The 15,136-nt window shown below is 59.5% G+C and carries 13 protein-coding genes; 5 read left to right on the forward strand and 8 right to left on the reverse strand.

All coding sequences use genetic code 11. The features are described 5' to 3' along the window. Positions 1 to 359 precede the first annotated feature (359 nt). On the forward strand, positions 360 to 1,124 hold the full coding sequence (locus tag XI02_RS04945; protein WP_011090902.1) for an IS5 family transposase: 765 nt from the start codon (positions 360 to 362) through the stop codon (positions 1,122 to 1,124). Between the two features lie 10 nt (positions 1,125 to 1,134). Here XI02_RS04945 and XI02_RS04950 read toward each other — a convergent pair whose 3' ends face one another. From XI02_RS04950 to XI02_RS04960, 3 genes are all read right to left on the reverse strand, one after another. Then, complete coding sequence (locus XI02_RS04950; protein WP_011085265.1) at positions 1,135 to 2,244, reverse strand: IS630-like element ISBj5 family transposase; 1,110 nt, start codon at positions 2,242 to 2,244, stop codon at positions 1,135 to 1,137. A 40-nt stretch (positions 2,245 to 2,284) separates the two neighbouring features. Next, positions 2,285 to 4,072 (reverse strand): ATP-binding protein, encoded by a 1,788-nt coding sequence (locus XI02_RS04955; RefSeq protein ID WP_014498597.1) that lies wholly within the window; start codon positions 4,070 to 4,072, stop codon positions 2,285 to 2,287. Between the two features lie 118 nt (positions 4,073 to 4,190). Then, positions 4,191 to 4,745 carry a hypothetical protein gene (locus tag XI02_RS04960; RefSeq protein ID WP_014498596.1) on the reverse strand — a complete coding sequence of 185 codons (555 nt, stop codon included), beginning with the start codon at positions 4,743 to 4,745 and terminating at the stop codon, positions 4,191 to 4,193. A 186-nt stretch (positions 4,746 to 4,931) separates the two neighbouring features. On the opposite strand from XI02_RS04960, the gene XI02_RS04965 reads away from it, so the two are divergent. The 3 genes from XI02_RS04965 (at position 4,932) to XI02_RS04975 (ending at position 8,508) form a co-directional block, all read left to right on the forward strand. Continuing rightward, positions 4,932 to 5,708, forward strand: coding sequence for a helix-turn-helix transcriptional regulator (locus tag XI02_RS04965; RefSeq protein ID WP_014498595.1), 777 nt, complete (start codon positions 4,932 to 4,934; stop codon positions 5,706 to 5,708). Positions 5,709 to 5,797: 89 nt separating this feature from the next. Then, complete coding sequence (locus XI02_RS04970) at positions 5,798 to 6,022, forward strand: hypothetical protein (protein ID WP_014498594.1); 225 nt, start codon at positions 5,798 to 5,800, stop codon at positions 6,020 to 6,022. Further along, the gene (locus XI02_RS04975) at positions 6,019 to 8,508 is read left to right on the forward strand and encodes an AAA family ATPase (RefSeq protein WP_011090898.1); all 2,490 of its coding nucleotides are present in this window, start codon (positions 6,019 to 6,021) and stop codon (positions 8,506 to 8,508) included. The genes XI02_RS04970 and XI02_RS04975 overlap by 4 nt, the downstream gene beginning before the upstream one ends. Positions 8,509 to 8,598: 90 nt before the next feature. Here XI02_RS04975 and XI02_RS04980 read toward each other — a convergent pair whose 3' ends face one another. The 4 genes from XI02_RS04980 to XI02_RS04995 form a co-directional block, all read right to left on the reverse strand. After that, complete coding sequence (locus XI02_RS04980) at positions 8,599 to 9,795, reverse strand: hypothetical protein (protein ID WP_244620932.1); 1,197 nt, start codon at positions 9,793 to 9,795, stop codon at positions 8,599 to 8,601. 58 nt (positions 9,796 to 9,853) lie between these two features. Next, complete coding sequence (locus XI02_RS04985) at positions 9,854 to 11,197, reverse strand: YhcG family protein (RefSeq protein ID WP_014498593.1); 1,344 nt, start codon at positions 11,195 to 11,197, stop codon at positions 9,854 to 9,856. Further along, a complete protein-coding gene (locus XI02_RS04990; protein ID WP_011090895.1) occupies positions 11,194 to 12,435 on the reverse strand; it encodes a site-specific integrase in 1,242 nt (413 codons plus the stop codon). Before XI02_RS04990 ends, XI02_RS04985 begins: the two co-directional genes overlap by 4 nt. Positions 12,436 to 12,592: 157 nt before the next feature. Beyond that, positions 12,593 to 13,204, reverse strand: a complete 612-nt coding sequence (locus XI02_RS04995; RefSeq protein ID WP_026192143.1) for a RadC family protein — start codon at positions 13,202 to 13,204, stop codon at positions 12,593 to 12,595. 137 nt (positions 13,205 to 13,341) lie between these two features. Between XI02_RS04995 and XI02_RS05000 the strand changes: the two genes are divergently transcribed. Next, positions 13,342 to 14,061, forward strand: a complete 720-nt coding sequence (locus XI02_RS05000) for a DNA-3-methyladenine glycosylase I (RefSeq protein WP_018269541.1) — start codon at positions 13,342 to 13,344, stop codon at positions 14,059 to 14,061. 88 nt (positions 14,062 to 14,149) lie between these two features. On the opposite strand, the gene map is transcribed toward XI02_RS05000, so the two are convergent. Next, positions 14,150 to 14,974 (reverse strand): type I methionyl aminopeptidase, encoded by an 825-nt coding sequence (gene map / locus XI02_RS05005; protein ID WP_016844429.1) that lies wholly within the window; start codon positions 14,972 to 14,974, stop codon positions 14,150 to 14,152. Between the last annotated feature and the right edge of the window lie 162 nt (positions 14,975 to 15,136).

Genomic DNA, 15,136 nt, shown 5'->3' on the forward strand with positions numbered 1-15,136 from the left:
CAGGTTCCAGCCAAGGTCTGCGAGAGGATGAGACGAGATGGAGGTTCGGTCTTCCCGGCGCATGCGAACACTGGTGACCCAAATGGCCCAATCGAGGCCTGTCCGCTAATGAGAACGCACGCGCGCTGATATCCATGATGGCCCGGAGAGAATGCTCCAATCAAAGGCCGGATACATTGATGCAAGACCACTCACCACCTGATCGACGAACCTCTTGCTACGCACGGCCGGACCATACATTGGGTCAGGAACGACAAAACTCAAGGTGAGCATAATCGGTCGGCTTTCGAGTGCATAGCGACCAGTTGAGCCCGACAGCCGAGCCATGATTCAAGCCACACAACGGAAGGGGCCGAATCATGCGCTACGAACTCACGGACTATGAGTGGTCCGTCATTAAGCCGATGTTGCCGAATAAGTCGCGCGGCGTGCCGCGGGTGAATGACCGTCGTGTCCTCAACGGCATCTTCTGGGTCTTGCGATCCGGAGCGCCATGGCGCGACCTGCCAGAAAACTTCGGTCCGTACACCACTTGCTACAATCGATTCGTTCGCTGGCGACGGGCCGGCGTGTGGGCCAAGCTCATGAGCGCACTGGCCGGCGCCCATGATGCTGCCGTGCAGATGATCGACACTTCCATTGTTCGCGTACATCAACATGGGGCCTGCATCACAAGAAACTGGCGTCAATCGATGGGAAGGTCACGCGGCGGTCTGACGAGCAAAATCCACGCGGTGGTCGACAGCAATGGTCTACCGGTACAACTTGCGTTGAGTCCTGGCGAGGTGCACGACGTTCGACTTGCCGGTAAACTGCTCTCTCGTTTGAGATCCGGATCAATGCTGCTCGCCGACCGCGGCTACGACGCTGACTGGATCAGGGAGCTTGCCATGAAAAAGGGCGCATGGGCCAATATCCCGCCGAAAAGCAATCGGACCGATCCGATCTGCTTCAGCCCGTATCTCTACCGCGCCCGCAACCGCGTCGAGCGGTTCTTCAACAGGATCAAACAATGCCGTCGGGTGGCGACGCGCTACGACAGGCTTGCTGGAAACTACCTTGCCTTCATCCAACTTGCATCTATCCGGCTATGGCTCGCCGCTCGTTATGAGTCCGCGCCCTAGTCACATGAATCTAAAGTTCGCCACATAAAGTCTGCTGGGCTTTGTGGCAAAAGCGTTTGACGGAAGCCAAGATCTGGTCTGCGGACTTGGTCCATTTGAAGGGCTTCGGGTTGTTGTTGTGCAATTCGATGAAGGTACGGATGTCGGCTTCGAGCTGCCTGACGGAGGTGTGAACACCTCGCCGGATCTGCTTTCTGGTGAGTTCAGCGAACCAGCGCTCGATCTGATTGATCCACGACGCGGAAGTCGGCGTGAAGTGGACATGATAGTGCGGCCGGCGAGCGAGCCACGCTTTAATCTTGGGGGTCTTGTGGGTAGCGTAGTTGTCCATGACGATATGGACAGCGAGCCCCTCAGGGATTTGAGCGTCGATCTCTTTGAGAAACTTCAAGAACTCGAGCGCCCGATGGCGCTTGTAGCATTTGCCAATGACGAAGCCGGAAGCGACATCGAGCGCGGCAAACAGCGTGGTCGTACCATGCCGCACATAGCTATGCGTGCGACGTTCCGGCACCCCAGGCATCATCGGCAAGACCGGCTGCTCGCGATCGAGTGCCTGGATCTGGCTTTTCTCATCGACACTGAGGACAACGGCTCGGTTAGGCGGCGACAGATAAAGCCCGACAATATCGCGCACCTTATCGACGAATAGCGGATCGCTCGATAGTTTAAATGTCTGGCTGCGGTGCGGCTGCAAGCCGAACGCCGTCCACATTCGGCGGATCGTGGTGTGAGAAAAGCCAGTATCCGCAGCCATCGAGCGGATCGACCAGTGCGTTGCGTCGGGCGGCGTCGTACGCAATGTCCGCTCGATTACCTCGGCAACCTGATCATCGTCGATGGTTCGAGGGCGGCCCGGGCGGGCTTCGTCAAGCAGGCCATCACAACGATCCTTCAAGAATCGGCGGCGCCACTTGCCGACGGTGTGTTCATGGATGCCAAGTTCGGCAGCCACAGACTTGCTTGGCAGACCATCTGCACACCGCAGGATCGCGCGGCATCGCTCAGATAGCGATCGGGCTACACGATGACGACGAACTTGCCTCTCCAAGTACGCCCGCTCCTGCGAACTCAGCACCAACGGCGCGATCGGCCGGCCTTTCACACCTGCATTCGCCACGAGCGCTCTCCTCTCTAGAGATCCGAGCGATCAACTAATGTCACGAACTTCCGTTCCAGATGACTAGTTCGTGAAATATCTCGTCGGTGGCCATCTCAACGAGAGGCTTCACGTTCCCAAGAGCGACAAACATCCTCAGGAGAAGAAAAACTCTTTGACGGTCGTGATCGTTGGGTAGTGCCTTTATAAGGAGGTCGCGAATGGCCTCGCGTGCATTTTGCAGATGCTCACCCCCGGCGTCACTCAGGTAGGTGCGGCCGAGCGGTCTCATCGCATCGTGAATCTTGAAACGATCGACACCGAAAATCTGGATTGTACCGCTTGTTCGCAATCGCCTGAATGCCGTGGCCGCGATCTCCGGCTCGAGGTCGAAGGCGCGCTTCAATACGACACTGGCTTCGGATTGAGTCAGTGGGACGTCGCTGAGACTGAGCGCCGCGACAGCGCGGCGCTCAGGGTCGTTAAATCTGTCGAAGACATCTGACAGAATAAGTTCTTGCGCAGTCTCGACAATATGGGTGCGGTCCTCAAGCGCCGCGCAGACTCGGGTGACCACCCCCTCGTAGCTTTCAGCCGCAATTTTCAGCGCATTCTGGACGTAGAGCGGCAGCCCACCAGTGATTTTCAACAAGCGCTCATAGTCTGAGAAATCCCCACGGCATCCGAGCGACGCTCCCTCGGCCGCGGCCGTCTCATTGGACCAGCCGAGAAGCAACTCCGCCTTCACGCCAAGCGTTGCCTCGATTCGGGCGATCGTTGCGCTGGGCTGGGCGAGAAGCACAAACTGCAGCTGATCGGAGGCCCCGACCAGCGAAACCAAATCCGCGGCTGCAATGCGATGCGCGTTATCCAACACCACAGTCGCGGTGAGTTTGTCCTCGGCTAGGTGGCGACCGATCGCAAACAGGATTTCGGTGCCGCTTGCGCCCGGTAACAAGATCTCGCCTAGCTTGCCGCCACGCGATCCGAAGATGCGAGCTGCAAGTTCGCGTGCGACGGCATTGGCCAGCGCAGGGCCGGATATCTCGGCAATATCGTAATATGCCAGACGGTCAGAAGTATGCAGAGCTGTCTGAGAAACCCAGGACGTCTTTCCTGCACCGGAGAGGCCGACGACGAGCCGCACGCGTTGGCCATTTGCCAGATTTGGTTCATGTTCCTGCGGACGATATCGAAGCGGCGGAGCAGGAAAATCTTGGAGTTGGACAACAAGCTGCTCGAAGAGTGCCGGTAATTCCTCAACCGTGAACGTGTGATTGGAGCTTGGCTCAATCCCACCCGCTGCTGCCATCATCCGGCCAGCGATTTTCCAGACGAGGGTTTCTGGAGCCAATACGGAAAAAGGAAGCGTTTCGGCAGCCGCTCGGCACGCCTCGAAACCATCCGCGATGGTCCTCCACGGCAAGGGAAGGGCTTCGTCTACCGCCGGTGATTGCGGCCAATGGAGCCTGGTGTCGGACGGCCATTCTTTACCTGTGATAAGCTTGGCAAATTCCGGCCCAGGCGCACTATTCGATACTATGACGAACTGGCATGAACCGCTCCGTCGACCTTCCTCGTGCTCCTGTCTAATAGCCGCGAACCTTGAGAGTGCGCCATCAATGTCGCTTAGAATAAGGTTAGATGCCCGAGTTTTGACTTGTAGGTAGATTCGTCTGTCAGGCTGGACGAGTTCGACGTCTTCATCATTCTCGACGATGACATGGGTCACACCGGCCCGGGCAGCATCAAACAGACACGCGGCGGCATAGAGGTGCTGATAGAGGAACCCGCGATGAACGGCTTCGATCCGGGCAAGTTGACGGGGATCAAGGTTGAACGTTTCCATATCTGGCGGTCTCGTTATGGCTCAATAAAAGCGTGCGATGGCCGCTCGCGTTCGGCGATGGGTATCCGCTCTGTCGCACCTGTCGTTGAACTGCATCATGCCTTCAATTTCTCCTGGATTAGGCGCGTCGCAGCATTCGCGGGATGTGGACACGGTGAAAACCGTGGGTCTGCACTTGTCGGCGAAGTTTGGGGGTGTCATTGACGCCGAACGCAACCGCCGCCTTCAAGGGGCTGGCAAAGGTTGCGTAGAAGGTCCAGCGAGCGTCTTTCGGCAGAGGCGCGTTCTGCCGACGGTCGGTGATGACGACGTCGCGCGGGTCTTTGGTATTGCGGAAGGCATGGAAGGTGATCCAATCGGGCCGCCTGTAACGTGCCGCCTTGCTGAAGGGCACCGACTGAACCTTCACGTCGCTTTGGTCGAGAACCCAATCGCGCTGTTCCAATATCTGCCTGACCATGTGGCCGACCATCTGCTTGACGCGGTCAACCAGAACATCTTCGCGAAACTCCTCCAGAAGCTGCTCCTCGATGCCCTCGACGGCAGGCTTTCCGAGCTCCGAGGCCGTCTCCAAGCGAGCGATAGTGGCGGGCTTCGTAAGAAACGACCAAATCCGCTGACCGATGTCGGACTCCGAGAGCGAGGCGAATTTCTCCGGATTGTAACGAAGCATGATAAAGGTCTCCTTGACCGGTCATAAATGGCCGGTCATAAATGCCTAGTCAAGGGTACTGCACGTTGAATTGCCCAGTTTGCTGGTTTGCCGCCAGTGTGCCGCTCCGATTCCGGTCGGCTGCCTCACGCTGCCAGGCTCCCTCATGTAAATTTTGAGTCATCGAATACACGGGATGAGGTTGAGATGAGGAAGGTCGTGCCGAACGGGAAGGCGGTGAAAGCCCTGAGGGAGCAGCTTGAAAGGCTGTCGACCCAAAAGGAAATGGCGAGTGAAATCGGTGTCAGCATTCGCATGCTTCGTATGATCGAGAATGAGAATGCGCCAATTGCAGTGACAACGGCTGAACGGTTGGCAAAAGCGCTGCAAGTTCATCGTGAACGCATTATCCTTGGCTCCGAGCTTTCGGAAATGACGCCGACCGTAAGTGCGCCGGAAGTCCTTTCCGCGCTGATGGAAGATGAGGACCGGCTCATCCCCCGCAACGACTATGACATCGCCAGTGCGACAGCGGACGAGGGCGCGCTCTATACGGAGGCGGCCCGCTCGCACGACGTGGCCTGCATTATCGAGACAACGCTCGATGAGGAAACTGGAGCCTATGCGCAGGAGCTTTTCGATATCCTCGTTGGCTTGTCCTGGTCGCAGCGAGATATTCTCGTCGACATTCCCCCCGCGACGGAGATCGCGGTTCGCCGGCGCCTGCGACAGCTCATCGTCCTTCTCAAGGGCAACGACATCTGGATTTATCGAACCTCGGTTCTGAGGCGATTGCCGGAGCGCTACACGGTCGCACCGCCGGACGAGCCGTTCTCCTATCAAAGCCGTCAGGTCGTAGCACTAGGGCCGCCGGGTGAATATGGCGAGACCACCATGCGCGTGCCGATCGATCATGGGCAGCCGTTCATCCTTCCGGCATGGCGGAAGCTTCGCAAGAGCGACAACGAAACAGAGACAGCCTGATGATGAGACGCAATCGCTTGATCGTCGCAGAATTGCACGCGCGCACTGAAATCAAATAGAAGTGCATTGGGCGGAAGTCGGGGGAGCGTATGAAGTTTAAGCTGGAAAATACTTTCGAGGACAATCTCGCTTTGTTTAGGGCCGAGGCTGTACAGATCGATCCCGAATGCGCGAAGATCCTCTTCGACAATTTGCATCTGCTGGATTCGGGAGGTGACACCGCGCCAAGCCGGGCAACAATCGGCGAGTTTCATAAGGCGGTACTGGATGCGCTTGATGGCATGTCCATCCCTCTGGGCGAGGACAAGGCATGACGCGGTATTTCCTGGGCAGCCTGTCCATCGAGGGTTTTCGTGGGATCAATAATGACGGTGACCCGCTCGTCCTCAAGTTCAAATCTGACGCCGTCAACTCGGTGCATGCGCCGAACGGCGTCGGTAAAAGCTCCATATTCGAAGCCGTTTGCTTCGCGATCCACGGCATTGTCCCGCGCCTGAAGGCGCTCCAGGAAGCCGAGCAGGGCGACAGCTATATCGTGAATCGCTTCCATCCCGGGCAGCAAGCGACGGTTGATCTGATATTCGCCAGCGATGACGCCTCGCCAGATGTGGCGATCAAGGTGGTGCGGGCTGCCAACGGTGCGCGCCTAGTGACTTCGCCGAGCGGTCATGCCGACCCGCAGCAGTTCCTCGCGAGCCTGCAGGAGGATTTCGTCCTCGTCGACTATAATCGGTTCGCAAAGCTCATCGATATCTCCGCCTTGGAGCGGGGACGTTCTTTCGCATCGCTCGTGGGACTGAGCCGATACTCCCGGCTACGTCAGGCTCTGGACGGCGCCAAGCGAACGCAGAACGTCAACAGTGATCTGGGCCTCTCCGCGCTTGATGCCGAGGTGACCACAGGCGCGCGCGCGTTGAGTGCGATCGAGCGGCGTGTCATTGCGGCGCATGACGAGGTCGCCGGAGCGGGAAGCGCCGCCGTCGATAAACTCTCCGATCTGAAGGCGGCGGTAACCGCCGCCTTATCCGCCATCGCCTTGCTCAAGCCATTGATCGGCGAGGCCTCGGTAATGGATCTCGATTTCGAAGCGGCAGAGTTGGCGATCGAGAAACAGGAAGGCGGCGAAGCGCGAAAGACGCTGGACACGCTAACGACCTCCGCCACGTCGCTGGCGGGGCTTGAGGTCACGGTAGAGGAATTGGCCGACGTTGATCGGCTGCTCGAGTTGGCCGGAAGAAGAGACGAGGCCGTGCGCAGCGTCGGCGCGGAAGCATTGCACGCCCTTTTGCGCGATGCGCTGGCTGTGGTGTCCGGCTCCGATTGGCACGACCCGAATCAATGCCCAGTTTGCGAGGCGAAAGGTAGTGATGCTCTAAAGCCGCGGCTGGAAGGCAAGATCGCTAAATACGATGTAGCCGCTCAGCTCGGGGCCGAACTCATCAACGATGTCGCCACAGCGCCTGGGATCGCGAAGCTACGCAAGCTTGAAGAGGCGCCGGCCATGGCGATCGCGACGGGTGATCGCTTGCACGTAGCGTTCGATTTGGCCGCCAAGAAGGGGGATTTGGCGACCTCCGACCTGGAGATCATCAAGGCGCGCCTCGGGGTTCTTGAAACGCAGCGTGGCGAAACTCTTGCTCGGGTGCGAGGTGAGGCCGACGCGTTGCAGGCGCGCTTGCCTCCCTCATTGGTGCAGGTAACCCGCATCCTCAGCTTCGCAAAGCAGTTCCGCGATGCCGTGCTGGAATACGAGAGCGGCGAGCCGGTGCTCAAGGTGAAACAGGACAAGCTCAAGGTTCTGAATCGCTGGAAGACATTCATCACGCGCGCCGGCCAAAGCTTTGCTGATGCCGAAGCCGAACTGGCCAACGAGCGGATTGGCGAGATTCAGACCGCTTGTCAGGATCTGTTCGGCCGGTTCGTGCGAGGCGGTCCCGATGTGAAGCCGACCCTGAGCCGCGCGCAGAACAGCGAAAACGTTGATCTAAAGCTCGCGGACTTCTTCGGCCTACAGGACCTCAGTGCCCGGGCTCTACTCTCGGAAAGCTATCGGAACGCTGTGGCGGCTGCGATTTTCTTCGCGGCCGCGACCAAGCACAGCGGTGTTCCGCGCTTCATGGTGCTCGACGACGTGACATCGAGCTTTGACGCTGGTCACCAGTTCGCGTTGATGGACGCCGTGCGGACGTTGCTACGCTATGGCGCTGTGCCGGACGGGCTGCAGTTCATTTTCCTGAGCCATGACACCAGCCTGGAGAAGTACTTCGACAAGCTCAATGGCACTGCGGATTGGCATCACCAGAAGCTCCAAGGCATGCCTCCAAAGGGGCGGCTCATGGTATCGGCCCAGGAGGCGGATCGTCTCAAGGCGCAGGCGTTGCAGCACCTGAATGCTGGCCAGATCGATATTGGTGCGCCGATCCTGCGGCAATATCTCGAATACAAGCTGGGACAGATTATCGCCAAGTTGGAGATCCCTGTTCCACCGGACTATGCCACCCGTGGTGACAAGCGGACGCTTTCGACCTACATCGACGCAATCGGCGAGGCCGTGAAGCTTTATCATGCGGCCAATCGGTGTGTGCTGACGCCTCAGCAGATCGCCGATCTCCAAAACCATCATGTGCCATCGATCGTTGGGAATTTCGTCAGCCACTACGAGACCGGCGCGGGGACGCCTTTCAACGCCTACGCCTTGCTGGGGGTGTTGCAGAGCATTGATAGTCTCGCGGACTGCTTTACCTACGTTGATCCGAGTAACGGACAGAAGCGATACTATCGCCGGTTAGATCGCCGTTAAGCGACTCACGGAGGCTACGCGACAATCTCGCGATCAAGCAACAACAGGGCCGAAGGCCCTGGCGTTGCGCGTGCAGGGAGTTGCCGCAAGCTAGTCGAAGTGTGGGTCGGGATAGCGCTCTTCGATGACGTAGCGCATGACATTCCACCAGACGTTCTCGATCGTGTAGTCCATCGGTTTGATTTTGCGTGGGACCCACTCGCCGAGCGAGCTTGCCATGCGGACATGCCCGGGGGTCTTGATTTCCGGTTCCCTCTCGGCGGCCGTGCCCGATTTGACCGACAGCTCAATGACGTTGAGCGTATCCCGATCATATTCAATGATCGCCTGGAGGAAGCTGCCCTTATCGGTTAGCGGATGAGCGGCTGTATGGGATACAAGAGCCACTTGCAGTTTATCGCCCATTGCGATGTAAGGCTCTAGCAGTCCGTCTGTCTGGAGGCCTTGGCGCCAGCGGTCGTGGGTGTCGAGGGCGTCTGGAAAATCGCCCCAGTTGAAGTCTCCCCGGCCGCCGAAGGTGATCTTGCCGTAACCATCGACATGGTAACGCAGCGCGTCCATCAGCTCGAGCGCTCGACGCGGGTCTTTTTCTGTAAGGACCGCGTCGATGGCTCCCAACACCTCCTCCATGTCGAAAACGATCTTTCTGAGCTCCTCTTTTTGCTCAACAAACATCTTCGGGATTTCACCGACGGGGTTCGGAAGCGGAAGTGTCCAAGGAAAGTCGATGTCGTCTTCGCTGAAGCGCCGATAGGGAATGTTGAGCTTGTCCAGGAAGGCGGCCGACTGGTAGTAGGTCTGGCTCTTCAAGCTATGCTCGATCTGATCGAGTGCGAGCTTACGGGCATTAAATCTAAAAGTGCCTTGGAGCGCAGTCGTGCCGACGACGTAGCTTTCCGGTGAATGGGTGCTGCTGATGGATAGCGTGTTGACGATTTGCCGGGCCGACAGCAGGTACATCTCGCCGTCGTCCTCCCGGCCGACGTGAAGAAGCGCGAAGAAGCCTTCGAGCGGCATTCCTTTGTCGTCAACCACGTAGCTTTTGGGAATGTAGTGCGTTGTGCGGCGATCCTGAAAATATTTTGCCTGTATCACTCCGACGCGCGGCGGGACTCTATCGGTAAATCGCTGCGTGGTGGTGCGTCGCTGTATGAGAAAATCGGCCCCGTCGGTATCTACGCTCCGCTCGAGAACCCAGAACCGGTCGATGAGAAAAGAACGCGTACGCGCTTCTCCGACGGCGCCGTTCTCCATAATTTTGAGCCACGTCGGCCAGCTGTCTTCCACGAGATTGTCCTGTGCTTTCTGGGGTTTTGTCGGTGTCGGATTTGCCGCGAAAAGCACCTTACTCGTCTGTATTCAGTTTCTGGAGTTCCCCAAGGAAGATCGTGCCGATTTCGACGGCGCGTTCAGCGGTCTCCGGGTCCACATCCATGCCATGCGTAGCTTCGTTCATGGTGTGGAGGGCGTCGAGCATCTGCTCTGTGCTACTTGGCACCGATCCATTTCGATGCAGATCACGGAGCATTTTCATGATGCCGGTCGGCCGGTCGAAAGCGACGCCTCGCTTGTCCGCGAGATCGCGTACCGCGCGCTCGATTTCGATGCGTAGCTTGACCACGGACATCAGTGGAAATTCTCGCGCGAACTCCGCGGCCGTCGGGAGGGCATCCTCGAGTTGTGGCGGCAACGCAGCCGAGAGCTGATACTGGGCGACCCCCATCGGTTTGCTGGAGTCTCGCAACGCGTATTCCACGATCACCTCGTTGCGCCCTTTGCACAAGATGATGCCGATGGTCGGTTTGTCGTCGGGATGGCGCAATTGCTCGTCCACGGCCGAGAGGTAAAAGTTCATCTTTCCCGCAAATTCGGGTTTGAAGTCTTCGATCTTCAGCTCGATCACCACGAAGCAGCGAAGACGCAGATGATAGAAAAGAAGGTCCAAGTAGTAATCCTGCCCGCCGACTTCGAGGTGATATTGGCTGCCGACGAATGCGAAGCCCTTGCCGAGCTCGAGGATGAGTGAACGCAGATGCTCGACCAAACCACGCTCGAGGTCGCGCTCCAGCATGTCTGGGCCAAGCGAGAGGAAGTCGAACGTGTAGGGGTCTTTGAGGATTTGTTGGGCAAGCTCGGACTGCTCTGCGGGCAGGGTTCGCGAGAAATTGGTGAGGGCGCTTCCTTGCCGGGCAAAAAGCTTGCTTTCGATCTGATGGACAAGAACGTTACGACTCCAGCCGTGTTCAATTGCCTGCCGCGCGTACCAGGTGCGCTCTTCCTGCGTTTTGACGGCGTCGAGCAAACGGACGTTATGCCCCCATGGCAATAGTGCAACAACCTGTTGCACAAATTCGCCGTTGGGCCAGGCCTCGGCGAACGAGCGCATGTATTTCAGATTCCGGGGCGATAAACCGGTCATTTCCGGGAAAGCCAGGCGAAGATCGCCAGCCAGACGGTCGACCACCCGGGCACCCCAACCTTCGCGCTCCTGCCGTTCCAGGATGTCGCGCCCGATCGTCCAGTAGAGCGTCACTAGCTCGCGGTTGATCGACAAGCTGGCTCGGTGGCGTGCCGCCGCGATCTTCTGCTTCAGATCCCCGACGAACGCCGTGTAGCTTTGCGCGTCCACTTCGCCAGCGGAACCGAGCGCATCGCTGCGGCGAGGGGGCTTTCGCGGCCGCGAGCTCATGCGGCCTCTTTCAGTCGCTTCTTCGCCAGCATGGCGCGCACGAATTTGTCCCATTTCGCCATGCCAGCGCGTTTCTCGATCATATAGTGCCAGCGGTCGTAGTGCTTGGAGCTGACATCCTGTAGCGCGTGGTTCTGGAGGCGATCGCGGATTTCCTTCGACACGCCTGCCTTGCCGGCGAGCGTCTTGAACGTGCGCCGGAGATCGCGGTTTGTCGCATATGGAATCACGCCGCGATCTCGCTGCCGCCAAACAAAGCTATAAAGAGTGCCGTGGCTGACAGGCTTCGAGGGGTCCTTGGCGGAGGGGAAGAACCAGCCATACTCGTTCGGCTTGATCTTTTCGATCAGCTCGGCGGCAAGCAATGGCACTGGGACAGCGTGCGGCTGGAGGTTCTTGGTCTTCGACCAGTCGATGATTCGCTCACTGGCGTCCCATTGATTGACATGAAACCGCGCGATCTCCTCGACGCGCTGCCCTGTCAGCATGATGAGTTGCACCGCGCGGGGATAGGAGGGGTGGACCGGCGTGTCGGGGCTCTCCAGCCAGCGATAGAGTTGCACAAACTCGTCTTCGTCAAGCCAGCGCGTGCCCTGGATCTTAGGCTCGGTAGGAATGCCGGTTGCCGGATTGAAAGGGAGTCGAAAGCGTCTGGAAGACTGCTGCCGATAGTCGTTGTCAGACTTCATGCCCCAGCTAAAGGCGGCATGGAGATAGGAGCGCACATGGTCGGCCATTGATTTGGCACCGCGCTCGTAGATCGGGCGGATCAGCTCGATGATTTCCTCGGCCTCGATCTCGCGAGCGAGGCGGTTGCGTCCGAGCGTGTCGGCGATCTTGTTAAGGCCTTTTTCCGTTTCCTTCCAGGACGGCTTGCTCGCATCCTTGAGCGCGGCGACATAGCCTTCGAACAGATCAGCGACGGTGCCGGGGCGCGTGTCGGTAGCGATCTTGATGCTGCGACCCTTCTGGATGACGTCGGCGAAGTCGCGTTTGAATATTTCGCGTGCCTGGGCGAGCGATATGGAGGGATAAGCCCCGAGCTTCTTCTTGGTCCGCTTCCCATCGCGCCATTGCTGCGCCATCCAGTCGGCGGTGACGCGCTTCGGCATGGGCTTGAGGACAAGCACGAGGCGGCCGGTGCCGCGCCCTTCACCGTCGGCGAGATTTTCCTGTTTCTGACTTAGCTCCACCCGCTTCAACGCATGTCGGATCGCGGTGTCGGTCAGGCTTGGCATGGCGTTTCCTCCTGTGCCGCAACTGGGATCGGTCGAGGAGAAACGGGGATCGTTTGCTGGGATCGGAAAGCCGCTTTCAACCCCTCTTACCGCTCCCAATTTGCCATAGCCGCCCCCTGTGTGCAATGAAGAAAAAATCGGATATATCGTTGATGATTCATCGGTATTGAACGTGATCCAACGTGATCATAGGGTGGGTAGTGGGGTGGTTGTGCACCAGGATCAGCGCGGTGGCGGACAATTCAAGCGCGCGCTTGATCACCTCGCGCGGATAGACCGGGGTGTGATCGACGGTGCCGGTCTGCTGCACCTCGTCGGCGATCAGCCGGTTGCGCTTGTCGAGGAACAGCAGGCGAAACTGCTCCTTGTCGGCGAACGCCATGCCGGTGCGGCAATAGTCGATGACATCGTTCCAGGACGACAGCGCGATGTTGCGCCTGATCTCGCCCTTGGCGATCCGGCCGGCGGCGGCGGCGAGCAGCTTGATCTGGTTGATCGAGGCATCCTTGACGCCCTCGACCTCGCGCAGCCGCGCCACCGGCGCGTGCACCACCTCGGCGAAGGAGCCGAACTTCTTGATCAGGGCCTTGGCCAACGGCTTGGTGTCGCGGCGCGGGATGGCGGCGAACAGCGCCATTTCCAAGAGCTCGTAGTCGGTCAGCGCGTCGGGCCCGGCCGCATAGAAGCGCTCGCGCAGCCGTTCGCGATGGCCGTGATAATGCGGCGTCTCGCCGGCTTCGTCGTCGCTGGTATCGGGTTTGGCGGGCATCGCCCACAACCATGCCGTGCCGGCCGCATTTTGCAAGGGGCGATGCTGAAGGGGCGATGCCGCTCCGGTTTGCCACGACGCGACCGGCGAATTACCGTCGGCGACAACGGTTCGATAGCAAAGAGGGGGAGGGCGGCGTGACATCATTCAAGGTGATCCGCTCGCGCGCCGAGAAGCGCAAGGGCGGGCCGAAGGCGCTGGAGAAGCTGCTGCGGCCGCCGGCGGGCGCCAAGGCGCTGGCAAAGCTCGGTGACGACCGCGTGCTGGCCGAGATGACCAGGCGGGTGTTCTGCGCGGGCTTTGCCTGGAGCGTGATCGACGCCAAATGGCCGGGCTTCGAGGAGGCGTTTCTCGGCTTTCAGCCCGCCAAGCTCGCCTTCAAGCCCGACGAATTCTGGGAGAAGCTCGTCAGCGACGCCAGGATCGTGCGCAACGGCGCCAAGATCATGTCGGTGCGCGACAACGGCCGCTTCGTGCAGGAGATCGCGCGCGAGCATGGCAGCTTCGGCAAATTCCTTGGCGCCTGGCCGTCATCGGATGAGGTCGGACTGCTGGAGCTGTTGGCCAAGCGCGGCAGCCGGCTCGGCGGCAACACCGGGCAGATGCTGCTGCGCTTCCTCGGTTGGGACGGCTTCGTCACCTCGCGCGACGTCGTCGCCTGCCTGCGCGATGCCGGCCTCGATATCGCCGAGGAGGTCAAGTCGAAGCGCGATCTCGCCAAGGTGCAGGCGCAGTTCAACGCCTGGGCGGAGGAGACCGGACTGTCCTATCTGCATCTGTCGCGGATCTGCGCGATGTCGATCGGAGAGAACCATACGCCCGAGGAGATCATCGAGCGCACGCGGAGCGATTATTGATCGCGGCAAAGCTCGATGAGGTTGGCTGGTGTAACGTCCGCGTCGGGACTGCGCTCCCTTCTCCCGCTTGCGGGAGAGGTAACAAGGACTACACCTGAACCCACGGCTTCTCGCCATGGCGCTCGGACAGCGTGAAGATCTCGACGCCGTCGGCGGTGACGCCGACCGAGTGCTCGAACTGCGCCGACAGCGAGCGGTCGCGGGTCACTGCGGTCCAGCCGTCGGACAGGATCTTCACATGCGGCTTGCCGAGATTGATCATCGGCTCGATGGTGAAGAACATGCCGGGCTTCAGCGGCGCGCCTTCGCCGGGGCGGCCGATGTGGATGATGTTCGGCTCGTCGTGGAACAGGCGGCCGAGGCCGTGGCCGCAGAAGTCGCGCACCACGCTCATGCCCTGCGGTTCGACATAGCTCTGGATGGCGTGGCCGATATCGCCGGTGGTGGCGCCGGGCTTCACCGCGGCAATGCCGCGCATCATCGCCTCATAGGTCACCTCGATCAGCCGCTCGGCCTTCCGCGCGATGGCGCCGATCGCATACATGCGGCTGGAGTCGCCATACCAACCGTCGACGATGAAGGTAACGTCGACATTGACGATGTCGCCTTCCTTCAACGGCCGGTCGCCCGGCATGCCGTGGCAGACCACGTGATTGATCGAGGTGCAGGTCGAGTAGCGATAGCCGCGATACATCAGCGTCGCCGGATAGGCGCCGTGGTCGAAGGCGAACTTGCGGACGAACTCGTCGATGACTGACGTCGGGATGCCCGGTTTGACGATGTCGGTGAGCGCGTCGAGGCATTTCGACACCAGCGCGCCCGCCTTGCGCATGCCGGCAAAGCCGCTCGGTCCGTGCAGCTTGATCTGGCCGGTCTTGCGAAGGGAGGTGTCGGTGGCGTCGATATAGCTCATGGGCGGGCTGTTTCTGCGGGCAAGGGGCTGATTTCAGGCCCTAATTTAATGATCGGCGCGCCCGGCGCAAGCCAAGCTTGAGCATGGGGACATGTCCAAACGGCTTGATTTCCGGGCACAATTCGGAACAGCGGCCACCGGTCCTGCAAAAAGATCGCGCTC

Source organism: Bradyrhizobium sp. CCBAU 21365 (genome assembly GCF_015291305.1).
GTDB lineage: Bacteria > Pseudomonadota > Alphaproteobacteria > Rhizobiales > Xanthobacteraceae > Bradyrhizobium > Bradyrhizobium elkanii.

Coding starts and splice junctions, on each gene's coding strand:
- XI02_RS04975 (WP_011090898.1), top strand. CDS start 6,019: ATGACGCGGTATTTCCTGGGCAGCCTGTCCATCGAGGGTTTTCGTGGG.
- XI02_RS04985 (WP_014498593.1), bottom strand. CDS start 11,197: ATGAGCTCGCGGCCGCGAAAGCCCCCTCGCCGCAGCGATGCGCTCGGT.
- XI02_RS04955 (WP_014498597.1), bottom strand. CDS start 4,072: ATGGAAACGTTCAACCTTGATCCCCGTCAACTTGCCCGGATCGAAGCC.
- XI02_RS04970 (WP_014498594.1), top strand. CDS start 5,798: ATGAAGTTTAAGCTGGAAAATACTTTCGAGGACAATCTCGCTTTGTTT.
- XI02_RS04990 (WP_011090895.1), bottom strand. CDS start 12,435: ATGCCAAGCCTGACCGACACCGCGATCCGACATGCGTTGAAGCGGGTG.
- XI02_RS04965 (WP_014498595.1), top strand. CDS start 4,932: ATGAGGAAGGTCGTGCCGAACGGGAAGGCGGTGAAAGCCCTGAGGGAG.
- map (WP_016844429.1), bottom strand. CDS start 14,974: ATGAGCTATATCGACGCCACCGACACCTCCCTTCGCAAGACCGGCCAG.
- XI02_RS04960 (WP_014498596.1), bottom strand. CDS start 4,745: ATGCTTCGTTACAATCCGGAGAAATTCGCCTCGCTCTCGGAGTCCGAC.
- XI02_RS04995 (WP_026192143.1), bottom strand. CDS start 13,204: ATGCCCGCCAAACCCGATACCAGCGACGACGAAGCCGGCGAGACGCCG.
- XI02_RS04945 (WP_011090902.1), top strand. CDS start 360: ATGCGCTACGAACTCACGGACTATGAGTGGTCCGTCATTAAGCCGATG.